The organism is Antarcticimicrobium luteum, from assembly GCF_004358185.1.
In the GTDB taxonomy this organism is placed as follows: Bacteria; Pseudomonadota; Alphaproteobacteria; order Rhodobacterales; family Rhodobacteraceae; genus Antarcticimicrobium; species Antarcticimicrobium luteum.
Window position 1 is genome coordinate 27,444 of record NZ_SMUV01000073.1, and the last position, 22,669, is coordinate 50,112.

The 22,669-nt window shown below is 64.8% G+C and carries 24 protein-coding genes; 7 read left to right on the forward strand and 17 right to left on the reverse strand.

Features of this window, described 5'->3' with window-relative positions:
• Nucleotides 1–7 precede the first annotated feature (7 nt).
• Complete coding sequence (locus E1832_RS18595) at nt 8–2,290, reverse strand: glycosyl hydrolase family 28-related protein (protein WP_133361283.1); 2,283 nt, start codon at nt 2,288–2,290, stop codon at nt 8–10.
• Between the two features lie 128 nt (nt 2,291–2,418).
• Between E1832_RS18595 and E1832_RS18600 the strand changes: the two genes are divergently transcribed.
• A complete protein-coding gene (locus E1832_RS18600) occupies nt 2,419–3,309 on the forward strand; it encodes a CHAD domain-containing protein (RefSeq protein ID WP_165978929.1) in 891 nt (296 codons plus the stop codon).
• A gap of 4 nt (nt 3,310–3,313) precedes the next feature.
• On the opposite strand, the gene E1832_RS18605 is transcribed toward E1832_RS18600, so the two are convergent.
• On the reverse strand, nt 3,314–4,888 hold the full coding sequence (locus tag E1832_RS18605) for a lysine--tRNA ligase (protein ID WP_133361285.1): 1,575 nt from the start codon (nt 4,886–4,888) through the stop codon (nt 3,314–3,316).
• 176 nt (nt 4,889–5,064) lie between these two features.
• Here E1832_RS18605 and E1832_RS18610 point away from each other — a divergent pair, with 176 nt between their 5' ends.
• Nucleotides 5,065–5,433 (forward strand): tellurite resistance TerB family protein, encoded by a 369-nt coding sequence (locus tag E1832_RS18610; protein WP_245514057.1) that lies wholly within the window; start codon nt 5,065–5,067, stop codon nt 5,431–5,433.
• A gap of 5 nt (nt 5,434–5,438) precedes the next feature.
• Entirely contained in the window at nt 5,439–5,891 is a 453-nt protein-coding gene (locus E1832_RS18615; RefSeq protein ID WP_133361287.1) for a L,D-transpeptidase, read from the forward strand.
• A 41-nt stretch (nt 5,892–5,932) separates the two neighbouring features.
• On the opposite strand, the gene E1832_RS18620 is transcribed toward E1832_RS18615, so the two are convergent.
• From E1832_RS18620 to E1832_RS18630, 3 genes are read right to left on the reverse strand one after another with little or no spacing between them, the layout of a single operon-like run.
• Nucleotides 5,933–6,736, reverse strand: a complete 804-nt coding sequence (locus E1832_RS18620; protein WP_133361288.1) for a 3-hydroxybutyrate dehydrogenase — start codon at nt 6,734–6,736, stop codon at nt 5,933–5,935.
• Nucleotides 6,733–8,241 (reverse strand): class I adenylate-forming enzyme family protein, encoded by a 1,509-nt coding sequence (locus E1832_RS18625; RefSeq protein ID WP_133361289.1) that lies wholly within the window; start codon nt 8,239–8,241, stop codon nt 6,733–6,735. The genes E1832_RS18620 and E1832_RS18625 overlap by 4 nt, the downstream gene beginning before the upstream one ends.
• Complete coding sequence (locus tag E1832_RS18630) at nt 8,238–9,398, reverse strand: acetyl-CoA acetyltransferase (protein WP_133361290.1); 1,161 nt, start codon at nt 9,396–9,398, stop codon at nt 8,238–8,240. The genes E1832_RS18625 and E1832_RS18630 overlap by 4 nt, the downstream gene beginning before the upstream one ends.
• Before the next feature lie 89 nt (nt 9,399–9,487).
• Between E1832_RS18630 and E1832_RS18635 the strand changes: the two genes are divergently transcribed.
• The 4 genes from E1832_RS18635 (at nt 9,488) to aat (ending at nt 12,693) form a co-directional block, all read left to right on the forward strand.
• Nucleotides 9,488–10,024: a PAS and helix-turn-helix domain-containing protein gene (locus E1832_RS18635; RefSeq protein WP_133361291.1), complete on the forward strand. Its 537-nt coding sequence runs from the start codon at nt 9,488–9,490 to the stop codon at nt 10,022–10,024.
• A gap of 146 nt (nt 10,025–10,170) precedes the next feature.
• Nucleotides 10,171–10,668, forward strand: coding sequence for an acetyl-CoA carboxylase biotin carboxyl carrier protein (gene accB / locus E1832_RS18640; RefSeq protein WP_133361292.1), 498 nt, complete (start codon nt 10,171–10,173; stop codon nt 10,666–10,668).
• 9 nt (nt 10,669–10,677) lie between these two features.
• Nucleotides 10,678–12,027: an acetyl-CoA carboxylase biotin carboxylase subunit gene (gene accC, locus E1832_RS18645; protein ID WP_133361293.1), complete on the forward strand. Its 1,350-nt coding sequence runs from the start codon at nt 10,678–10,680 to the stop codon at nt 12,025–12,027.
• A 33-nt stretch (nt 12,028–12,060) separates the two neighbouring features.
• Nucleotides 12,061–12,693 carry a leucyl/phenylalanyl-tRNA--protein transferase gene (gene aat / locus E1832_RS18650; RefSeq protein ID WP_133361294.1) on the forward strand — a complete coding sequence of 211 codons (633 nt, stop codon included), beginning with the start codon at nt 12,061–12,063 and terminating at the stop codon, nt 12,691–12,693.
• Here the strand turns inward: aat and E1832_RS18655 are convergent.
• From E1832_RS18655 to soxY, 12 genes are all read right to left on the reverse strand, one after another.
• A complete protein-coding gene (locus E1832_RS18655; protein WP_245514047.1) occupies nt 12,657–13,037 on the reverse strand; it encodes a DUF2155 domain-containing protein in 381 nt (126 codons plus the stop codon). The genes aat and E1832_RS18655 overlap by 37 nt on opposite strands.
• Nucleotides 13,034–13,513: an outer membrane lipid asymmetry maintenance protein MlaD gene (gene mlaD, locus E1832_RS18660; protein ID WP_133361295.1), complete on the reverse strand. Its 480-nt coding sequence runs from the start codon at nt 13,511–13,513 to the stop codon at nt 13,034–13,036. Before mlaD ends, E1832_RS18655 begins: the two co-directional genes overlap by 4 nt.
• A 28-nt stretch (nt 13,514–13,541) precedes the next feature.
• On the reverse strand, nt 13,542–13,925 hold the full coding sequence (locus E1832_RS18665; protein ID WP_133361296.1) for an NADH:ubiquinone oxidoreductase subunit NDUFA12: 384 nt from the start codon (nt 13,923–13,925) through the stop codon (nt 13,542–13,544).
• A 90-nt stretch (nt 13,926–14,015) separates the two neighbouring features.
• A complete protein-coding gene (locus tag E1832_RS18670; RefSeq protein ID WP_133361297.1) occupies nt 14,016–14,378 on the reverse strand; it encodes a RidA family protein in 363 nt (120 codons plus the stop codon).
• A 71-nt stretch (nt 14,379–14,449) separates the two neighbouring features.
• A complete protein-coding gene (clpX, locus tag E1832_RS18675) occupies nt 14,450–15,718 on the reverse strand; it encodes an ATP-dependent Clp protease ATP-binding subunit ClpX (protein ID WP_133361298.1) in 1,269 nt (422 codons plus the stop codon).
• A 151-nt stretch (nt 15,719–15,869) separates the two neighbouring features.
• Nucleotides 15,870–16,499 (reverse strand): ATP-dependent Clp protease proteolytic subunit, encoded by a 630-nt coding sequence (locus E1832_RS18680; RefSeq protein ID WP_133361299.1) that lies wholly within the window; start codon nt 16,497–16,499, stop codon nt 15,870–15,872.
• A gap of 220 nt (nt 16,500–16,719) precedes the next feature.
• On the reverse strand, nt 16,720–17,817 hold the full coding sequence (locus E1832_RS18685; RefSeq protein ID WP_133361300.1) for a c-type cytochrome: 1,098 nt from the start codon (nt 17,815–17,817) through the stop codon (nt 16,720–16,722).
• Nucleotides 17,801–19,084, reverse strand: coding sequence for a sulfite dehydrogenase (soxC, locus tag E1832_RS18690; RefSeq protein WP_133361301.1), 1,284 nt, complete (start codon nt 19,082–19,084; stop codon nt 17,801–17,803). Before soxC ends, E1832_RS18685 begins: the two co-directional genes overlap by 17 nt.
• 49 nt (nt 19,085–19,133) lie before the next feature.
• Nucleotides 19,134–20,831, reverse strand: coding sequence for a thiosulfohydrolase SoxB (gene soxB, locus E1832_RS18695; RefSeq protein WP_133361302.1), 1,698 nt, complete (start codon nt 20,829–20,831; stop codon nt 19,134–19,136).
• A 104-nt stretch (nt 20,832–20,935) separates the two neighbouring features.
• Complete coding sequence (soxA, locus tag E1832_RS18700) at nt 20,936–21,790, reverse strand: sulfur oxidation c-type cytochrome SoxA (RefSeq protein ID WP_133361303.1); 855 nt, start codon at nt 21,788–21,790, stop codon at nt 20,936–20,938.
• 70 nt (nt 21,791–21,860) lie between these two features.
• Nucleotides 21,861–22,190: a thiosulfate oxidation carrier complex protein SoxZ gene (soxZ, locus tag E1832_RS18705; protein WP_133361304.1), complete on the reverse strand. Its 330-nt coding sequence runs from the start codon at nt 22,188–22,190 to the stop codon at nt 21,861–21,863.
• Between the two features lie 42 nt (nt 22,191–22,232).
• Nucleotides 22,233–22,649 (reverse strand): thiosulfate oxidation carrier protein SoxY, encoded by a 417-nt coding sequence (gene soxY / locus E1832_RS18710; protein ID WP_133361305.1) that lies wholly within the window; start codon nt 22,647–22,649, stop codon nt 22,233–22,235.
• Nucleotides 22,650–22,669: the final 20 nt, after the last annotated feature.

A 22,669-nucleotide genomic window follows, 5' to 3' on the forward strand; every position in this document is an offset into this window, starting at 1 on the left:
AACCGGGTCAGGTGTCGATCCGCAGGCTCAGCGCCACCTCGCCCTTGACCGCCTCGGACCAGACCAGCTTGACCTTGTCGCCGTTCGATCCCTGCTCCAGCATGACATAGGGCAGATCGTGCACGGTGGCGCCGCCCCCGGTCTTGACCGGGTCCAGCGTCACGATCCCGTCCACCCCCCGCGCCCGGCCGCCGAACGGCAGCTCGCCGCCGGCCTCGATGGTCCAGCTCGCCGCCGCGCTGCCCTCGCTGTGGCGCACCCGCAGCGGGTTCATCACCTGATAGGTCACCGCGTGATAGGTGTTGCCGGCAAAGGTCACGTTCTTGAACCGGGCATAATCCAGATCGGCAAAACTGGTATCCACCCGCTCGGCCCGGTCGATGGTGCCGTTGATGCTGCGGAACATGTTGCCGGTCACATTCACCCCGTTCAGGAAATTCCCGGTCCCATGCGGTTTGATCACCACATAGCTGAACCAGGGCGCCACATCGCCGGACAGAAAGATGTTGTCGGCGATGCTCAGCGCGCTGAAGGAAAAGCCCGAGACGAAATCGGGCTTGGAGTCATGCTCGTTGGTCCATTCGATGAAACAGTTGTCCACGTAATTGCTGGTGATGGTCGAACTGCTGTAGCTGGCGGTCAGCACCAGTCCACCGGTGCGCACCCCGCCCGACACCCCGTCGCCCTGAAAGAAATGGTTTCCGGTCACCACGTTGTTGCTGCCGGCCAGCACCGCAAAGTGCCGGAACTTCTCGGCCCGGTTGTTGCGCAGCTTGACGTCATTGGCATTGGCATTAAGCGCGATGGAGCTGCGATCGGCGACATCCCCGGCGTTCTCGTCCGACAGAAACTGACAGCGGTCGATCAGCATCCCCTGACAGCCGGTCCCGATCGAGGTGACGCCGCGATCCCTGGGCCGGCTGACGAAACAGTCGCGCAGCTGAAAGGCGGTGCCGGTCACCGCCAGGCGGATGCCGCTGCACAGCCCCTCGCACTGCACCTCGACATCCGACAGCGCGAACTTGCTCAGGTTGGAAAAACCGCTGAAATCCAACATGTACTTGAAATCGCGAAAGGTGAAATTCTGCGTGCCCACCGCATCGTAAAGCGGCCGGCTCAGCGTGATCTCCTGCGCGCCGACCCGCTTGTCGGTGACATAGACCTCACGCCCCACGCCGGTGCCCCCGACCAGCGCCCCCACCGGCACATTCGCCACATTGGTCACATTGCTCAGCGTCTTCGAATCCGACACCGAATAGGTCGCCTGCGAGGTCACCACATCGGTGTCCCAGGCCGCGCCGGCGCTGGCCTCCAGCTGACCGTTGCGGACCACCCTGCGGGTGGAATAGCTGCTCTTGTTGGGCACCGCCGCCTGCATGTCGATCGGGCCGGTGACCGTCACCTTGCGCCCGCCCATGTCCAGGCTCTCGTGATCGGCATTGTTCAACAGCGCCTGAAACGCCTTTTTAAAGGCCAGCTCCTCATCGTCAAAGGCGGCGATGTAATGCGGCAGATCGAAACTCTTGGTCAGCAGCAGCATCTTGTCGTCGGGCATCGTGACGGTGCCCTCAAAGGCGACCTCGGCATCCAGCGTCACCGACTCGGCCAGGAAATAGCTGCCCGCCGGCACGAACACCCGCCGCCCGTCGGCATCGGCATCGGCGGCGGCAAAGGCGGCGCTGTCGTCGCTCACCCCGTCGCCCAGCGCGCCATAATCGCGCACATCGACCTGGCTCAGCATATCGCGCAGGAACACCCCGGTCACGTCGGCGATCTCGATGTCATCGACCCGGACCACGCCGCCGTTGGCGCCGGTCAGGTCGATGCCGAAATACCCGTACTGGGCGGCCATGCCCCAGACCATATCGACCCCGCCGCGGGCGCCGGTGCCCACGATGGCGCTCAGCTCGACCACCTGGCCATAGGTGGTCAGCGTGACGGCGGCCGCGGTCTCGGTCAGCCCGGCCACATGGCCGCCGGACCCGCCCGGCCAGCCAGCGATCCGCACCGTCGGCAGCGCCCCGCTCAACGCCTTCACCCGCACCCGGATCTGCAGGTAGCAGCCCGGAATCAGCGGCGTCTGCCCCATGTAGCGCAGCTGCTGGGTGATGTCGGTCTTCTGCAACTCCAGACAGCCGCCGAAATCCTGATCGGCGGCCACCAGCGCCGCGTTCACCGCCCCGTCATAGGTGTCCGAGCCGGGCGTTCCATTGCCGCTCGACCAGACATCCAGCCCCTCCGCAAACGCCGGCGGCATCAACACCAGAGCCTCGGTAATCGCCTTGTTCATGAAACATCCCTTTCCCAGGCCCCCCGCAGGGCCGTTCCGGTCGGCGCAAACGGGTATCGGCAAGGGGTTAACACCGGCTGAGACCACCGTTACGGTGCCCCCCGGGAGCAGCCCCGGGAACCGAGCATTTGGCCTATCGCATCACCCGCAAAGATCGCAGCCTGCAAAAGGCATTCCGCCGCATCGCGTGCGAACAGATCGACGCCGCCCTGGCCGAGCTGACAGCGCCGCAGGCCGATCCGAACGAGGCGATCCACCAGACCCGCAAGCATTTCAAGAAACTGCGCGGGCTGCTGCGGCTGGTGCGCCCCGGCTTTGACGACTACGACAGGGAAAACGCCGCGATCCGCGATCTGGCCGCCACCCTCTCGGGTCTGCGCGACACCGGCGCGCTGGTGGAAACCCATGACCGGCTGATGGTGACCGCCGCCGATGGCACCCGGTTCGATCCCGTGCGCGCGCATCTAGTGGCGCGGGCGCCCGGCGGCAAGGCCCCCCTCCCCCTGCCCGAGGGCTTTTGCGATGCGCTGCGGGCGCTGCGCGATCGCGCCTCGGCCTGGACACTCAGGGGCAAGGACGGGGCGATCCTGCGCGCAGGGCTGGCCCTGACCTGGGCCCGCGCTGCCGCCGGCTACCGCGCCGCGAGCAAGGATTCCAGCCCCGCCAATATCCACGAATGGCGCAAGCGGGTGAAATACAACTGGTATCACAGCCGCCTGCTGCGCGACATCAACAAGCGCCGGGTGCAGCCCCACCGCGAGGCGGCCAAACGATTGGCCGGCCTGCTGGGCGAGCATCACGACATCGCCGTCTATCTGGACGAACTCGACCGGCTGGCGCAAAACGCCCTGCCCGCGATCACGCCTGCGCTGATCGCGGATCTGAAATCCCGCGCCCTCGACCGCAAATCCCGGCTTGAGGCCGATGCCCTCGCGATCGGCGCCGCGATGACGTACGAAAAGCCAGGAAAACTCCCCAAACTCTGGATCCGCTGGTGGAAAGACTGGCGCAGGGGCTGACCCCTCAGCCCAGCTCCCCGGCCAGCGCCTTGTCGATCAGCGCCACGGTCTCGGCAACGCCGTAAAGCGCGATGAACCCGCCGAACCGCGGCCCCTGACTGGCGCCCAGCAGCACCTCGTAGAGGGCCTTGAACCAGTCGCGCAGCGGGTCGAACCGATCCCGCCCGACCGCGTAGACGATCGATTGCAGCGCCTCGTCCTCGACCGGCCCGTCATACCCGGCCAGCACGTCCCGCAACTCCACCAGCGCCTCGCGCTCAAGCTCGGTCGGCGCGCGGTAAACCCGGTGCGGCTGCACAAAGTCCTCGAAATACTTCACCGCGAACCCGGCGGCGGCATCCAGGTCGGGATGGGTCTCGGGGCTGGCCTCGGGCGCATAGCGGCGGATGAATCCCCACAGCGTGTCCTTGTCATGCGCCGAGGCCACCGAGGCCAGGTTCAGCAGCATGGCAAAGGGCACCACCATATAGCTCTCGGGCACCTCGCCGCCATGAATGTGATAGACCGGGTTGTTCAGCCGCGCCTTGACGTCCTGCCCGGCATAGGCCCGAAGCTGCTGGTGATACTCGTCCACCGCCTTGGGGATCACGTCGAAATACAGCCGCTTGGCCGTCTTCGGCTTGAGATACATGAAATAGCTCAGGCTCTCGGTGCTGGCATAGGTCAGCCATTCGTCGATGCTGATGCCGTTGCCCGACGACTTGGAGATCTTCTGCCCGTTCTCGTCCAGGAACAGCTCATAGGTGAAATGCTCGGGCTTGCGCTGACCCAGGATCTCGCAGATCCGGTCATAGATCGGCGTGTTGGTCGAATGGTCCTTGCCGTACATCTCGAAATCCACGCCCAGCGCCGCCCAGCGGGCGCCGAAATCGGGCTTCCACTGCAGCTTGACGTTGCCGCCGGTGACCGGCAGCGTCCATTCCCGCCCGTCCTCGTCGTCGAAGGTGATTGTGTAATCCTGCGCGTTCACCTCCTTCATCGGCACGTAAAGCACGCGGCCGGTTTCCGGATGGATCGGCAGAAAGATCGAATAGGTCTGCCGGCGCTCCTCGCGCAGGCTCTTCAGCATCACCTGCATGATGTCGTCGTATTTCTCGACCGCGCGTTTCAGCACCTCGTCGAACTGACCGGATTTGTAGAAATCGGTCGCCGAATAGAACTCGTACTCGAACCCGAAGGTATCGAGGAACCGGCGCAGCATGGCGTTGTTGTGGTCGCCAAAGCTGTCATGCGTGCCGAACGGGTCGGGCACGCTGGTCAGCGGCTTTTGCAGATGCTCCTTCAGCATCTCCTGATCGGGCACGTTGCCCGGCACCTTGCGCATCCCGTCCAGATCGTCGGAAAAACAGATCATCCGGGTGGGAATGTCGCTGATCACCTCAAAGGCGTGGCGGATCATCGTGGTGCGCAACACCTCGCCAAAGGTGCCGATATGCGGCAGCCCCGACGGCCCATAGCCGGTCTCGAACAGGACATGGCCCTTTTCCGGCGGCGTCTTCTGATACCGTTTGAGCACGCGGCGCGCTTCTTCAAAAGGCCAGGCTTTCGATTGCAGGGCGGCTTCGCGCAATTCCGACATCACATTCTCCGAAGAATTTGGGCCACGCAATGGCGCGCGACCATGCGCCGCTACCTATTGTGCTGGCGCTGGCGCGTCAATATTCTGCACTGCAACATGCGCAAACCAAAGGAGCGCCCCCCGTGACCAGCACCAACCAACATGTGCTCAGCGCACAGGACTGTCTCGTCGCGCTGATGATCGCCGTTTCCGCCTCGGACGAGAACATCCGCACTGCCGAACTGGTCAAGATCCAGGCGGCGGTCAATCACCTGCCGGTCTTTGCCGGCTACGACATCGACCGCATGAACACCATGTCGCAGATGGTGTTCGACCTGTTCGAGCAGGAGGATGGGCTGGACGCCCTCTTCGGCCTTATCCGTGACGACCTGCCCGAGCGGCTGTTCGAAACCGCCTATGCGCTGGCCTGCGACGTGGCTGCCGCCGACGGCAAGCTGGCGGCGGCGGAACTGCGCCTGCTCGAAGAGATCCGCTATGAGCTGGACATCGACCGGCTGCACGCCGCCGCCATCGAACGCGGCGCCCGGGCCCGGCACCTGACCTGAGCGGGATGAACGGGCGGCGCAGACACCTGTTACGCCCGGTCCTGTGGCTCGGGGCGGCGCTGTGCGCCGTCCTCGCGCTTTGCGGCCAGACCTTCGCCGACCCGCTGGAGGCCTGGATCGACAAGTCCGCCCAAACGATGACGGTCTATATCGACCATCGACCGGCCTATCTCTGGGCGGTCTCGACCGGCAGGCCGGGCAAGGAAACCCCAAGCGGAACCTTTCAGCCGCAGTCGCTGGCGCGGATGCATTACTCGACCCTATACGACAATGCGCCGATGCCATTTTCCATATTCTTTTCCGGTGATTACGCCATCCACGGCACCACCGAGACCGCCCGGCTCGGCCGCCCTGCCTCGGCCGGTTGCATCCGCCTGCATCCAGAATACGCCCGGATCCTGTTCGGCCTTGTCCGGGCCATCGGCCCCGAGCGGACCCTGATCGTCATCCGCGACTGAGCGGCAGGCCCCGCGCGCCCTGCGCGGGGCCTGCCATCGCCTCACTGCGCGGTCCAGCCGCCGTCGACAGGGATCGCGGTGCCGGTAACGTTATGGGCGATCGGGTTGCACAGCCACAGCGCCAGCTCGCCGATCTCGGACGGGTCGGACATCCGGCGGGAGGGTTGCTTCTCCGACAGCAGATCGGCGATGCCGGCCTCCCGGTCGCCGCCGAACTGCGCCGCGCGCGCCTCGATCTGCGGATCGAGGATGGCGGTTTCGGTCCAGCCGGGGCAGATGCAGTTCACCGTCACCCCGCCCTTGGCCCGATCCCCCGTCGCGGCATATTCCAGCGCCGCCACGCGGGAGAGGCCGACCAGACCGAACTTGGCCGCCACATAGGGCGCCTTGTCGCGGCTGGCGACCAGCCCGTGCACGCTGGCGATGTTGATCACCCTGCCATAGCCGCGCGCGGCCATGCCCGGCATCGCCGCGCGCATGGTGTCGAAGGCGGCGCTGAGGTTGACCGACAGAATCGCATCCCAGGTCTCGCGCGGCATCTCGGCCAGCGGCGCGGTGTGCTGGATGCCGGCGTTGTTGACCAGAATATCCGGCCCGCCCCAGGCCGAGACCGCCGCCATCAGATCGGTGTTGCGGTCGGGATTGCGCAGATCGCCGTCGAAGAACTCTGCCTGCGGCGCACCAAGATCGCGCAGATGAGCGCAGACCTCGTCGATCTGGGCATCCCCCGCGATGCCGTGAACGGCGATGCGCGCGCCGGCCCTGGCCAGCACCTCGGCGATCGCCAGCCCGATGCCCTGTACCGAGCCGGTGATCAGCGCCGTCTTTCCCGTCAGATCCGTCATGTGTCTTCCTCCAGCATCTTGCGCAGCTCGGTCTTGAGGACCTTACCATAGTTGTTCTTGGGCAGTTCGAGGGCGAAAATGTACGCTTTCGGCCGCTTGAACCGCGCGATGTTGTCGTTGCATAGCGCGTCGAGCTCGGCCTCGGGGGCCGCGCCGACGACAAAGGCGACCACCTCCTCGCCCCAGTCGGGATGCGGCCGCCCCACCACCGAGGCCTCACTCACCGCCGGATGGGTCAACAGCACCTCCTCGACCTCACGCGGATAGACGTTGGTGCCACCGGTGATGATCATGTCCTTGGAGCGGTCCTGCATGGTGACGAAGCCGTCCGCGTCCATGAAGCCCATGTCGCCGGTCATCAACCAGCCGTTCACCAACGTCTTGGCGTTGGCCTCGGGGTTGTTCCAGTATCCCGGCATCACGATGTCGCCCTTGACCATGATCTCGCCATGCGCGCCCGGCGGCACCGGGTTGCCGTTCGCATCGCCGATCCTCACCTGCACCGGGGATTGCGCCCGGCCGACGCTGAGCAGCCGTTCGCGCCAGCGCGGGTGGTCGCGGTCGGCGACCAGATCGCGGGGCAGCGCGGTGATCCCCATCGGGCATTCGCCCTGACCGTAGATCTGTACAAAAATCGGCCCGAAATGTTCAACCGCCTCGGTGATATCGGCCAGGTACATCGGACCGCCGCCATAGACGATGGTGCGCAGCCCCTCGCCACTCTCGCCCGCGGCCTTGGCGGCGGCGGTCATGCGGTGAACCATGGTCGGGGCGGCGAACATCTGGATATTGCGGTGCTGACGGGCGAGCGCGAAGATCTCCGCCGGGTCGAACCCGCCCGAGGCCGGGCAGACATGGCGCGCGCCGAGCAGCACGTGGACCATGTTGTAAAGGCCCGCCCCATGGCTCATCGGCGCGGCGTAGAGGATCGCATCCGCAGCGGTCGCCTGATCCACATCCGTTTGATAGCACAGCGACACCGCCATCAGCATCCGGTGGGTGATCTGCACCCCCTTGGGCCGCCCGGTGGTGCCGGAGGTATAGAACAGCCACGCGAGGTCGTCCGGGTCGCGCGGTGCGGGGTCCGCCACCGGGTCGTGATCCAGCGCCGCGGCGAAATCCGCACCGGAAATGTCGACCCGCAGTCCCGGTGCGCCGGCCTCCTCCAGCGCCTCGGCGAGCCCCGGCGAGGTGAAGCAGAGCCCGGTTCCGGAGTTCTCCAGAATGAAGGCCGCCTCGCGCCCGTGCAGCTTGGCATTGATCGGCACCGCCACCGCGCCCGCGTACCAGATTCCGTAGAAGGCGATCAGGTAGTCGGGGCAGTTCTTCATGAAGATCCCGACGCGGTCACCGGGGGAGATGCCCTGCGACCGCAGCCAGCCGGCCACATGGGCCGCGCCCGCGTCAAAGCAGCGATAATCGGCGATCTCCTCCTCCCCCAGAAACAGCGCCGGCCGGTTCGGGGAAAGCTGCGCCGTCCGGCGCAGCCAGTTTCCCAGGTTCATCCCTTCACGCCTTCGAGGATACTGGCATAGTTGGCCACGCCCGAGCCGCCCATGTTGAACACCAGCCCCAGTTCGGCGCCCGGATGCTGCATCGCGTCAGCCTGCCCCAGAACCTGCCGGGCGATCAGCGCATGCATCGACACGCCGGTGGCCCCCACCGGGTGCCCCTTGGCCTTGAGCCCGCCGGAAAGGTTCACCGGCAGCCGTCCGCCCGCATGGACCACGCCGCCTTCGAGCAGATCGGCGGCATGGCCGTGGGCGGCCAGCCCCATCGCCTCGTAGATCAGCAGCTCGGCGATGGTGAAGCAATCGTGCACCTCGGCCACATCGACATCATCGACGGTGATCCCGGCGCGGGCATAGGCCGAGTGGATCGCCTTGCGCGGCCCCTCGAAGGCCAGCAGATCGCGCTGCGACATCGCCATCACGTCGTTGACCTGCGCCACGCCGCGCATCTTCACCGCCTTCTGAACGCTGCCCAGCACGTCGTCGGCGACCAGAACGATGGCGGCGGCGCCGTCGGAGACCAGCGAACAGTCGGTCTTTTTCAGCGGCGCGGCGATCATCGGGTTGCGGTCGGAGACGGTGGCGCAGAACTCCTCATCCATCGGCTTTTGCAGCTGCGCCAGCGGGTTGTTGACCGAATTGCCGTGGTTCTTGGCGGCGATCCGGGCCAGCGCCCGGCTGTGATCGCCGTATTTGTCGAAATAGGCCTGCGCGAACTGCGCGAAGATGCCGGGAAAGGACACTCCGGCCTCTTCCTTCTGGTACGAGGCATGGCCGAGCGCGGCGGTGACATCGGCGCCGGGCAGGTGGGTCATTTTTTCGACCCCGATCACCAGCGCGACCTTGGCCTCGCCCGCCATAATCGCCTGACGCGCGGCAAAGACCGCCGCCGAGCCGGAGGCGCAGGCATTTTCCAGCCGGTTGGCGGGCTTGTAGCGCAGCCCAGGGTCGATCCCCATTGCCAGCGACGAGGGGAAGCCGTCGGGCACCATGCCGGCATTGAAATGCCCCATCCAGATGCCGTCGACGTCCGCGCCCGCGATCCCGGCATCGGCCAGCGCCTGGCCACCGGCCTCGATCACCAGATCCTCAAGGCTCTGGTCAGTCAGTTTGCCGAATTTCGTGTGGCCCCAGCCTGCGATATAGACCATGGTACTTCTCCTATTTCATGTCGGGCGAAGAGTAGACCCCGATGCGCGCCCTCTTCAATTCCGTAGAAATACCCGGCACTCTCACGCATATGAGCGACATCGCCTTTCAAAACGCCCCGATCGGTCTGGTCGAGCTGGAAAACCGGGTGATCCGGCGCGCCAATCTTTGCTTTGTCCGCATTTTTCGCGGGGCGCCGGCGGATTACGAGGACCGGCCGCTGCGCGATTTCTACCCCTCGGAGGCCGAGTTCGAGCGGATCGGCGCGCGCGGGCTGGCGGCGATGCGCGAAACCGGCGAGTACCACGACGAGCGCATCATGCGCCGTGCCGATGGCGATCTGTTCTGGTGCCGGGTCCGTGGTCAGTCGCTGACCCCCGAGAATCCGTTCCGGCACGGCATCTGGTCCTTTGCCGACATCTCGGACGAACGGCCGGTGGTCCATCTGACCCCGCGCGAGCGCGAGGTGGCGATTCTGACCTGCCGCGGACTCTCGGCCAAGGAGATCGGCGTCGATCTGGCGCTGTCCTATCGCACGGTCGAGGCGCATCGCGCCCGGCTGCTGGAAAAGTTCGGCGCCCGCAAGTTGCCGGAACTGGTGGCCAAACTGTCGGGAATGCCGCTTTAGGCCGCGCGCGGACCGGTTCGCCCTTGCCTCGGCAGGGCAGGATCGGGTAACGGCGCTTTTCACATCAGGCGCCATGGCCTATAAGCGCGAAGGATTTGCATGCCGGCGCGGGCGAGCGGCGCGGGCGAAACCGGTCGAGGACACAGATGACAGAGAAGACTACCGACGCGGACGTGGCATTCATCAAGGCGCTGGCCGAGCTTCTGCGCGAGAACGATCTGACAGAGTTGGAGGTCAAACGCGAATTCGGCGAGGATGACAGCCTGAATGTCCGGGTAAGCCGCGCGGCCCCCGCCGCCGCCCCCGCCGCCTATGCACCGGCCCCGGCGGCCATGGCCGCAGCGCCGGCCGCTGCCGCCCCCGCCCCCCAGGCGGAAGCCGCAGCCGTTGCCGAGGATCCCGCCAGCCATCCCGGCGCGGTCACCTCGCCGATGGTGGGCACGATCTATCTGCAGCCCGAGCCGGGCGCGCCCGCCTTTATCAAGGTGGGCAGCACCGTGGACGAGGGCGACACGCTGCTGATCGTCGAGGCGATGAAGACGATGAACCACATCCACGCGCCCAAGGCCGGCACGGTCAAGCGCATCCTGGTCGATGACGGCGCAGCGGTCGAGTTCGGCACGCCGCTGGTCATCCTCGAGTAAGGGGCACAGATGTTCGACAAGATCCTGATTGCCAACCGGGGCGAGATCGCCCTGCGCGTGGTACGCGCCGCACGCGAGATGGGCATCGCCAGCGTAGCGGTGCATTCCACCGCCGACAGCGACGCGATGCATGTGCGCATGGCCGACGAATCGATCTGCATCGGCCCGCCCCCCGGCACCGAAAGCTATCTCAAGATCCCGGCGATCATCTCGGCCTGCGAGATTACCGGCGCGCAGGCGATTCACCCCGGCTATGGGTTTCTGTCCGAGAACGCCAATTTCGTGCAGATCGTCGAGGATCACGGCATCACCTTCATCGGGCCGACCGCCGAGCACATCCGCCTGATGGGCGACAAGATCACCGCCAAGGACACGATGAAGGCGCTGGGGGTTCCCTGCGTGCCCGGCTCGGACGGCGGCGTCCCGGACGTGGAGACCGCCAGACGTCTGGGGGCCGAGATCGGCTATCCCGTCATCATCAAGGCCACCGCCGGCGGCGGCGGCCGCGGCATGAAGGTGGCCCACACCGAGGCCGATATCGAGCGCGCCTTTCAGACCGCGCGGGCCGAGGCCAAGGCGGCCTTTGGCAACGACGAGGTCTATATCGAGAAATACCTGACCACGCCGCGTCACATCGAGATCCAGGTGTTCGGCGACGGCAAGGGCAAGGCGGTGCATCTGGCCGAGCGCGACTGTTCGCTGCAGCGCCGTCACCAGAAGGTTCTGGAAGAAGCGCCGGGTCCGGTCATCACGCCGCAGGAGCGCGCACGGATCGGCAAGGTCTGTGCCGATGCGGTGGCCAGGATCAACTATATCGGCGCCGGCACGATCGAGTTCCTTTATGAGAACGGCGAGTTCTATTTCATCGAGATGAACACCCGGCTGCAGGTGGAACACCCGGTGACCGAGGCGATCTTTGGCGTCGATCTGGTGCGCGAGCAGATCCGCGTCGCGGCGGGCGAGCCGCTGTCGTTCAGCCAGGAGGATCTGCGGCTGAAAGGGCACGCGATCGAGGTTCGGATCAACGCCGAGAAACTGCCGAATTTCTCGCCCTGCCCCGGGACGATCAGCCATTTCCACGCCCCCGGCGGCCTGGGTGTGCGGATGGACAGCGCGCTGTACGACGGCTATGTGATCCCGCCCTACTACGACAGCCTGATCGGCAAGCTGATCGTGCATGGCCGCGATCGCCCCGAGGCGCTGGCGCGGCTCAACCGGGCGCTGGGCGAGCTGATCGTGGACGGCGTGGATACCACCGTGCCGCTGTTCAGCGCGCTGCTGCAGGAGCCCGCCATTCAAAGCGGGCAGTACAATATCCACTGGCTGGAAAAGTGGCTTGAGGAAAATCTCGGCGGGTGAACGGATGATGCCGTCGGGCGTGCGGACGCGCTGATGTCGATCAGCCCAGAACTGCTGCTGCACGGCTATTCCATCGGTGTGTTTCCGATGGCCGAGCACAGGGACGACCCGGAGATCTTCTGGGTCGATCCCAAGCGGCGCGGAGTGGTCCCGCTGGACGGGTTCCACATCTCGCGCTCGCTGGCCCGCCGGATGCGGCGAGGCGGCTACAGCGTCACCATCGACCGCGATTTCGCCGGCGTGCTGGACGGCTGCGCCGACCGCGCCGAGACCTGGATCAGCGCCGAGATCCGGGCGTTGTATCTGGAGCTGCACGCGCGTGGCCTAGCCCATTCCCTGGAAGTCTGGGAGGGCGACGCGCTGATCGGCGGCGTCTATGGCGTGGTACTGGGGGCGGCCTTTTTCGGTGAAAGCATGTTCTCGCGCCGTACCGATGCGTCAAAGATCGCGCTGGCCTATCTGGTCGACCGGCTGCGGCAGGGGGGCTTTCAGCTGTTCGATACGCAGTTCCTGACCAAGCATCTGGCCAGCCTTGGCGCGGTGGAGATCCCGCGTGCCGAGTACCACCGGCAACTGCGCCGCGCGATCCGGATGGAGGCCGATTTCACCGGCCCGCCGCCCCCCACCGCTCAGGGGGTGATACAGCGCAACACCCAGATGTCGTAACGGCTGTGATCGAGCGCGTTGAGCGCGGGCGACGAGGCGATCATCCAGCCATCGAACATCGCCTGCTCCGTGCCATGCTCCCATATGGTCAGATAGGCAAAGGCATCGCCGGTGGGGTTCTCGGCCGGATAGCGGCAATCGGCCAGCGCAAGGTCCAGTCCGAAAACAGATCCGGTTTCGCCCCGTGCGATATCGATGTCGCGGGTTTCGCCATTGACCTTGTCGAGCCCGCGCAGAACCGCGCCGCTGCCCGACTTCGCCTCGTTATTCTGCGCGGCAAGGGGGGCGGCCAGGACCAGGGTCAGGATCGCAGCGGGAATCGCAGCCGCGAGCCGGCGTCTCAATTGGTCGCCCCGCTGTCGGCCCCGCTGCCCGAGCCGCTGCCGCCAGAGACGAATTTCAACAGAAGCGACACCAGGCTGACCGCGCCCTGAGTGTCGATAATCTCGGAGCCGGGCACGAAATACCCGGGCGAACCGCCTGGCATGATCTCGACGAAATTGCCGCCCAGAAGGCCCTCGGACGAGACCACGGCAGAGCTGTCATCGGGGATCACGACCCCCTCCTGCACCGAAAGCATGGTGTCGGCGCGGTATGTCTCGGGGTTGAGGATGACGCCGGTGACGGTGCCGATCTTGACCCCGGCAAGCCGCACGTCGGTGCCGACGGTCACCCCTTCGAGCGAGCGGAATGAGGCCGTAAGCTCATACCCGCGGCTGCTGGTGCTGAAGCCGGTGGTCTGGCCGGCATAGACTGCAAAGACGATCGCGGCGGCCAGAACGGCGCCCCCGACAAGAACCTCGGTCGTGTTGTGCGACATCGCGCGCGCTCCGTTCAATCGGGGCCGGTCATTCCGGGCTCCAGGCCTCGTAATCGCTACGCTCGACCGGGTGCGGTTTGCGAATCGACCCCGCCGGGGCATAGGCCATCGCCGTGCCCGTCAGGTTTTCGTGATGCGGTTTTTCCCAGGGCTTGTGCGCCAGCGGCCGTTCGGTGGGCGGCTCGTCCCAGGTGCGGTGGAGCCAGCCGTGCCAGTCGGGATCAACCCGGCTCGCTTCGATCTCGCCGTTGAAGATCACCCAGCGGCGGCTGTCATCGGCGGTGCGGTAGAACACGTTGCCCTGATTGTCCTCACCGACCCTGACGCCATGTCGGGCGGTCCAGATCTGGGTATTCAGGGTCTGCCCGTTCCACCAGGTCACGGCGCGCAGAAGAGTGTTGAGGATTCCCATTGGTATCTCCGGCCTTTCGCTGAGCGCAGGTATGGACCAAGCGCGCGCCAAGGTCCAGTGCCCAAGGACCGATCGGCCGCGCCCTGCCGCCTATGCGGGCAGCAGGGCGGTCACTTCGATTTCGATGCGGAATTTCGGGTCGATCAGGTTGCATTCGATCATCGTCGCCGCCGGCGGGTTGTCCCCGAACGCCGCCCGCAACAGCGGCCAGCAGGGTTCGAACTCCGCCGCGTCGGGCAGGTAGTAATTCACCCGCACGACATCCGCGAACCCGGCGCCCGCCTCGGTCAGCGCCTTGCCTATGATTTCCAGCGCCGCATCGCATTGCGCGACCACGTCCGTGCCCTGCCCGACGGTGCCTGCCACATGCACGAAACCACCGGCGACGACCGCGCGGCAATAGCCGATTTTCGCCTCGAACTCCCCCCCGGATGAGATGCGCCTGACTGTCATGATACCCCCTTGAAAGAAGAAACGGCGCGGGAAGGCCCCGCGCCGCGATTACGTCACACCGGTCACCGAGATCAGCCCGCCGTCGCGGATTCCTTATCGGCGTCGGCATAGATCTTCAGCGGTTGCGCGTCCGAGATGACCGCCTCTTCGTTCACCACCACCTTGGTCACGTTCTCCATGCTGGGCAGGTCGAACATCGTGTCGAGCAGGATGTCCTCGAGGATCGAGCGCAGCCCGCGCGCGCCGGTCTTGCGCTGGATGGCGCGTTTCGCGATCGCCTTGAGCGCGTCGTCGGTGAACTGAAGCTCGGTATCCTCCAGCTCGAACAGGCGCTGGTATTGCTTGACCAGGGCGTTCTTGGGCTGGGTCAGGATGGTCACCAGCGCCTCCTCGTCCAGATCCTCCAGAGTCGCCAGAACCGGCAAGCGGCCGACGAATTCGGGAATCAGGCCGAATTTCAGCAGATCCTCAGGCTCCAGATCCTGGAATATCTCGCCCACGCCCCGCTCGTCATTGTCGCGCACATCGGCGCCAAAGCCCATTGCGCTGCCCTTGCCGCGCTGCGCGATGATCTTGTCGAGCCCGGCAAAGGCGCCGCCGCAGATGAACAGGATGTTGGTGGTGTCCACCTGCAGGAATTCCTGCTGCGGATGCTTGCGCCCGCCCTGCGGCGGGACCGAGGCAACGGTTCCCTCCATCAGTTTCAGCAGCGCCTGCTGCACCCCCTCGCCCGAGACGTCGCGGGTGATCGAGGGGTTTTCCGACTTGCGGGTGATCTTGTCGACCTCGTCGATATAGACGATGCCGCGCTGCGCCCGTTCGACGTTGTATTCGCTCGATTGCAGCAGCTTGAGGATGATGTTCTCAACATCCTCGCCCACGTAACCGGCCTCGGTCAGCGTGGTGGCGTCGGCCATGGTGAAGGGCACGTCGAGAATGCGCGCCAGCGTCTGCGCCAGCAGCGTCTTGCCGCAGCCGGTGGGGCCGATCAGCAGGATGTTGGACTTCGCCAGTTCGATATCGTTGCCGGCCTTCTGGGCGTGGTTCAGACGCTTGTAATGATTGTGCACAGCGACCGAGAGCACCCGCTTGGCCATTGCCTGACCGATCACATAATCGTCCAGCACCTTGCAGATGTCCTTGGGCGTGGGCACGCCGTCGGTGGCTTTCAGCCCGCTGGCCTTGGTTTCCTCGCGGATGATGTCCATGCACAGTTCAACGCATTCATCACAGATGAACACGGTCGGACCTGCGATGAGTTTGCGCACCTCGTGCTGACTCTTGCCGCAGAAGCTGCAGTAAAGCGTATTCTTGCTGTCGCCGCTTGAGTTCGTTGCCATGATTTACCTTTCGGCTTCGAGTTCCGCGTTGCCCCTGCTGCCGGGCGGATTCCCCCGGATTCCGGTCAGCTTAAGACAGCGATCCGGGCACCACAATCGCAAATTGCCAAGGCCGCCGGCACCGGTTTGCGGTGCGGCGAGCCCCGCACAATCAGCCATCTTCGCCCGGTTTGACACGGCTTTCGACGATTTCGTCGATGTGGCCCCAGTCCTTGGCCTCTTCCGGAGACATGAAGTTGTCCCGGTCGAGCGCCTTTTCCACGGCCTTTTTCGACTGGCCGGTATGCTTGACATAGATTTCGTACAGCCGGTCTTTCAGTTTCTGGGTTTCGGCCGCGTGGATCATGATGTCGCTGGCCTGGCCCTGATAGCCGCCGGAGGGCTGGTGCACCATGATGCGGCTGTTGGGCAGGGAAAAGCGCATCCCCGGCTCGCCGCCCACCAACAGCAGCGATCCCATCGAGGCCGCCTGCCCGATCACCAGGGTCGAGCATTTCGGCTTGATGTACTGCATGGTGTCGTAGATCGACAGGCCAGAGGTCACCACACCGCCGGGCGAGTTGATGTAGATGCTGATTTCCTTGTTCGGATTCTCCGCTTCCAGATGCAGCAGCTGCGCCACGATCAGGTGGCTCATGCCGTCATGGATCGGGCCGTTGATGAAAATGATACGCTCCTTGAGCAGGCGCGAGAAGATGTCATAGGCCCGCTCGCCGCGGCTGGTCTGTTCGACAACCATCGGGACCAGGGTGTTCATGTAGGTTTCTTTCGGATCGAACATGTAAACTGCCTGTCTTCTGAAGGATCGGGACCATACCCGATGCTGCGTTACATGAGTCTTAGTGTCGCCCGGTGGGGGCTGCAAGGGGGCGTGGCGCCGGGGCCCTCCCGCAAGGGTCCCAGACGCCACCGGCCCTCGGCCGCGCGACAGCCAACGGAAAACCCCGGCGCCACAGGGCACCGGGGCGGGCGTGCCACGGGGGCACGCGGGAGGAGTCCGCTCAGTTGAAGGACTTCAGATAGGCGATGACCGCCTGAACGTCATCTTCCTTTTTCAGGCCCGCAAAGGACATCTTGGTCTTTTTCATATAGGCCTTGGGCTTGGTCAGGAACGCGGCCAGCTCTTCCTCGGTCCAGATCAGACCGTCCTGGCCGGCCTGCGCCATGTCCTTGGAATACTTGAAGCCCTCGGCGACGCCGGCGCCATGACCGACGATGCCGGTCAGGATCGGCCCGGTGCGGTGCTTGGCCCCGTCACCGATCTGGTGGCAGGCCTTGCATTTCTTGAACACCTTTTCGCCCTCGGCGACCAGCGCCGGATCCACCGATGCGGTCTCCTCGGCGGCCGGTTCCGCTGCCGCGGCCTCGTCCGCCGCCGCCGGCTCTTCGGTTTTGGCCTCAGCATCGCCAGCCTTGTTGGCGGGGTTGGTGGCGTCCATCATCTCCTGGACCTTGCGCGCCTTGGTCTCTTCCGGCGTCACGTCCAGAACCGCAGCCTGCATGGTGATTTCGACGGTCTCCTTGCAGTCGGTCATGCAAGGCTCGTCTTTCCAGAAATGCGCCTCGGCGGACTCCCGGTCGTCGATGATGAACCCGTCCTTGTTGGGCATCTCGACATCCAGGAAATTGTCCTTGGACAGCACGAAGTCATCCTCGACCAGATCGTTGGAATAGAGGATATAGGCGACGATGGCATAGACCTCGTCCGGCGCCAGCGTCTGCGCGTTGCCGAAGGGCATCGACCGATGCACATAGTCCCAGGTGGTCGACAGATAGGGCCAGTAGGACCCCACGGTCTTGAGCGGATCCTTGTCGGCCAGCGTGCCGGCGCCGCCCGCCAGTTTCGGCCAGTTGTCCACGCCTTCGGCAAAGTCGCCATGGCAGACGGCGCAATAGTCGGCGAACAGCGCATCGCCCTCCTCGACCGAGCCCGAGCCATCCGGCAGTCCGGTGCCGTCGGGGCTGACATCGAGGTTCCAGGCGGCGACCTCTTCGGGCAGGGCGGGACGGCCCAGACCCAGTTTCTCGGCCAGCGCCGGGCCGGCTGTCAGGGTTGCCGCCAGCGCCGTGGTGACGATCAGCTTACGATACTTCGACATTCTCGGCCTCTCCGTTCGGCTTGACCCACCAGGTCTGGATGCAGTTGTTGTGATAGATCGAGTTCTCGCCGCGCACGTCGCGCAGCTCGGCCTTGGTGGGCTGGACATAGCCGGTCTCGTCCATGGCGCGCGATTGCAGCAGCATCTCCTCGCCGTTCCATTCGGTATCCAGATAGAAGCGCGTCAGCGCCATCTTTTCGCCCGGGGCGGCCAGACGGGCGGTTTCCCAGGTCGTGCCGCCATCCTTGGAGACATCGACACGCTTGATCGCACCGCGGCCCGACCAGGCCAGACCGGTGATGACCAGCGGCCCGTTGCCATGTTTGATCGGCGCCTGCGGGCTGGGGCTGGTGACCACCGACTTGGCGTCCATCGCCCAGGTCCATTTGCGGCTGGTGCCGTTGGCCAGGGTGTCGGTGTACTTGCTGGTTTCCTCGCGGCTTTGCACCGGCTGGTCGGTCACCTCGATGCGGCGCAGCCATTTGACCCACATGTTGCCTTCCCAGCCGGGAACGACCAGGCGCACCGGATAGCCGTGCTCCTTGCGCAGGGCCTCGCCGTTGGCCTTGAAGGCCACCAGCACATCGTCCAGCGCCTTTTCCATCGGGATCGAGCGGCCGTTCGACGAGGCGTCGGCGCCCTCGACATAAACCCATTTGTCCTTGAGATCGCCCGCCGCATCCAGTCCGGCCTCTTCCAGCAGGGTGCGCAGCGACACGCCGGAATACTCCATGTTGTGGATCATGCCATGGGTGAACTGCGCGCCGTTGAGCTGGGCACCAGCCCATTCCATGCCGGTATTTGCCGCGCACTCGCAGAAATAGACGCGGTTTTCGCGCGGGAACCGCTCCAGATCCTCATAGGTGAAGACCAGTGGCGTATCGACCAGCCCGTTGATCATCAGCCGGTAGTCCTGCTTGCGCATCTCGATCGCACCGGAGTGGTGACGCTCAAAGGCGCAGCCCTGCGGCGTGATGGTCCCGTCCAGCGCATGGATCGGGGTAAAGTTGATCGAACTGATGGTGTCGGCGGTCAGCCATTCCACGTTGCGGCGGCGCACATCGGTCTCAAAACGGATCGGCATGCCGTAGGGGGTGGCGTCCACGCCCTCGCCGGTGCCCGATGCCCAGGACTGAACCTCGGTGATCAGAGGATCGGCGGTAGCGCCGCGGGCAGCGCCCGCCGCGACCGCGCCGGCGCCCGCTGCCGCCGCCCCGGTCAGGAACTGGCGGCGAGAGGGCGACTTTGCATTGGAGCTGTCACTCATCTGGATTTGCCTCCTTTGAGATTTCGTCATCAGGTCGGGCCGGGGACGCTCAGGCGCCCACGACCTTGACCGAATTGTTGGGGGCGACCGTCACGGTGCCCTGCTTGCGGATGTGGTTTTCCACCACGTCCCAGATCTGCGGCCCTTCGGTGCCTTCGTTGACCGAGGCCCAGCCGGCGACGACATATGTCTTCGCCGGATCGATCATTTCGCCGGTCTTGAGCAGGGTCATCTCGGAAATCCGTTCGCCCTGCGGCTTGGAAATATCCATCCTGAAGCCCATGCCGCCGACGCGGACCATGTCGCCGCCCTGCTGGTAATAGGGATCGGGATTGAACAGGTTGTCACCGACATCCTCCAGCACCACCTTGATGAACTCGCCGGTCATCTCGGTGCGATAGGCCTTGCCGTAGGTCATCGAGGTGACGTTGAAGATATCCTCGCGGGTGATGTCCTGGCCGGGCAGGATCGACGGCCCCCAGCGCACACCGGGCGACATGGCGATATCCGCCTCGCGCTCGGCCAGCAGCGCGTCGCAGATCAGATCGTCCCAGGTGCCGTTGAAGTTGCCGCGGCGGTAGAGCAGGCTGTCGGTCTTGCCGATCACCTCTTCCAGCTCGGCCTTGAAGGGCGCGCGCTGCTCGTCGATCAGCCTGGTGATCACGGGATCGGGCGCGATCACGTCCGAGAAGATCGGGATCAGCTTGTGCCGCAGCCCCATCATCCGACCGTCGCGCACGTCAAGATCGACGCGGCTGACGAATTTGCCGTTGGAGCCGGACGCGATGATGAAGGTCTGGCCCACCTGCACCGGCTCGGGCAGCGCGTCATGGGTGTGGCCCGACAGGATCACGTCGATGCCCGAAACCACGCTTGCCATCTTCTTGTCGACGTCGAAACCGTTGTGGCTGAGCAGGACGACAACATCGGCGCCAGCGGCGCGGACCTCGTCCACCATCTCCTGCATGTGCTCGTCGCGGATGCCGAAGGAGTATTCCGGGAACATCCAGCCCGGGTTGGCGATCGGCATATAGGGGAAGGCCTGACCGATCACCGCCACCTTGGCGCCGCCGCGTTCGAAGAACTTGTAGGGCTTGAACAGCTCGGCCGGCTCGTCCCATTCGGCATCGAAGATGTTCTGGCCAAGGGCGGCGAAGGGCAGCCCTTCGACGATCTCGTTCACCCGGTCGCTGCCCAGCGTGAACTCCCAGTGGAAGGTCATCGCGTCAGGCTTGAGTGCGTTCATCACGTTGACCATGTCCTGGCCGGCGGTCTTGTAGCAGGTCATCGAGCCATGCCAGGTGTCGCCGCCGTCCAGCAGCAGCGCGTCGGGGCGGTCGGCGCGGATCGCGTTGATCACGGTGGACACCCGGTCCAGCCCGCCGACGCGGCCATAGGTCCCGGCCAGCGAGGAGAAATCGTCATAGGTCAGCGCATAGGCCGAGGGCGAGCCGTCGGCGATGCCGTAGGCCTTGCGGAAATCGGCGCCGGTGATGTGCGGCACCTGCCCTTTGTTGGCGCCGACGCCCAGGTTGATCGAGGGCTCGCGGAAATAGATCGGTTTCAGCTGCGCATGAATGTCGGTGACGTGGATCAGGCTGATATTGCCGAACGTATCGAATTGCAGCAGCTGGTCCTGGCTCAGCGATTGCTGCGCCGCCAGGCGCGCCCAGTTGCCAAACCCCGACGCCCCGACCAAAGACGAGGCCGCCATCGAAACCTGAAGAAAATCACGACGAGAAATCATGGAAAACAGCTTTCCGTTCCTGCGGCACACACATTCGCATATGTGAATACCTATTGCGAAAACGACCCCGCGCTCCGGAATTCGAAGCGCGGGGTCGGGTTGACTTAGTTGCGGACCGAGGGTCCTTCGACCGACAGGCCGTTGCCACGGCTGGCGACATAAAGCTCCAGCGCGACGAACTCGGACGAGCCGGGCTTGTAGGTCTCGGCGCGGGTGTCGCGGACACAGCCCTTGAAGCGGGCATGCACGGTGTTCAGCTTGGCGTTCTTGAGCCGGTAGGTCGGGAACGCGTTGATCTGGCCCTGGCTCAGATGGTCAGCGCGGATCATGTTGCCATAGTTCTGCTCGTGGCAGGAGGCGCAGGACAGATCAAGCTGACCGGTCCGGGTGTAGTACAGATCCTTGCCTTGCTCCCAGACTGCCTGGACCGGGCCGTCGATCGCGACATTCACCGGCATGCCGCGCGATTGCAGCGTGATCAGCGCTTCCATCGCGGCCATATCGTCACCGTCGTACTTCCAGGTCTCGGCGCCCATACGGGTCTTGCGGCAGTCATTGACCTGCGCCGCGATGGTCCGCACCTCGCCGGCCTCTTCGTTCCACTTGGGATAGACCGCGCGAACGCCCTTCATGCTGGACGGATCGTCATGGCAGCTTGCACAGGACTTACCTGCGCTGCCCTCGACCGCGTTCCAGGTATCGATCGCCTTGTCGACGAAGATCATGCCCGGGTTGTCGAAATCGTCCATCTCCAGCGCCTGGGTCTCGTCCGAACGAAAATGCCAGCCCGACATGATGGTGTCGATGCCGGTCTCTTCCATATGCGCAGGAGCGGCGGCCTTGGTGGTGATCTCAAGATCGCCGTTGATCACCAGCTGGTCGTCATCCGGATCGGCCAGCGACATCACGGGCATCGCAACAATAAGTGCTGCCGCTGCCGTCAGTGCCTTGAACTTCATGAAACATCCTCCCTTTGGATCACCCTGCCCCGGACGGACCGGAAGCAGGGCGCCGTATTATGTTGTTATCTCAGCCCACCTGGATCGACTTGGAATCTTCGTAGACGGAGCCGTCGTCGTCGTACCAGGTGAACTTCATGTCACCGGCTTCGGGGATCGTGGCTTCGAACTCGAAGTACGGGTTGGTCGAGATCGCCGGGAACAGTTCCACGTCGATCACGTTCTGCCCGTTGAAGTCGCAGGTGAAGCGGTTGATGATCGAACGCGGGATGAGGTTGCCCTCTTTGTCCTTGCGCTGACCGCTTTCCATCTTGTGGCTGATGAGGGTCTTGATCGTCACCACTTCGCCCGCTGCGGCGCTTTTCGGGGCTTTGACGCGGGGTTTAACACCAGATGCCATATTCAGATTCTCCTTGTCTCGGGTTTGGATGACCAGGCGGGCTTAGCCGCCACAGCCCCCGATGGTGACTTTCACGGTGGACGAGGCGCGGGCAAAGCTGCCGTCGGCCATCTTGGCGATCGCAACGACGTCCTGCGTGCCGGCCAGACGGATCCGGGTGGATGCGCTCTGGCTGCCGGACAGCGGGCCGAAGTTGAAGGTGGCCACGCCCGGGGTCGGGTTGCCGGCCGCCAGCACCATGATCGCGGTTGCGCCCGGCGCGTTGACCGCGATCGGCACGGTGTTGCCGTTCTCGGCGATCTCCGGTGCGGTCAGCTCCACCCCGGTATCGGCCATTGCGGCACCGCCGGTGAAGGCTTCGACAGCGGCATCCACCGCGGCCGAGGCCCGGAACGGAACCAGGGTCAGAACCGCAGCGCCCAGACCCATGGCCAGGGTATCGCGACGTGTGAACTCCATTTACTCTCTCCTTTGCGTTT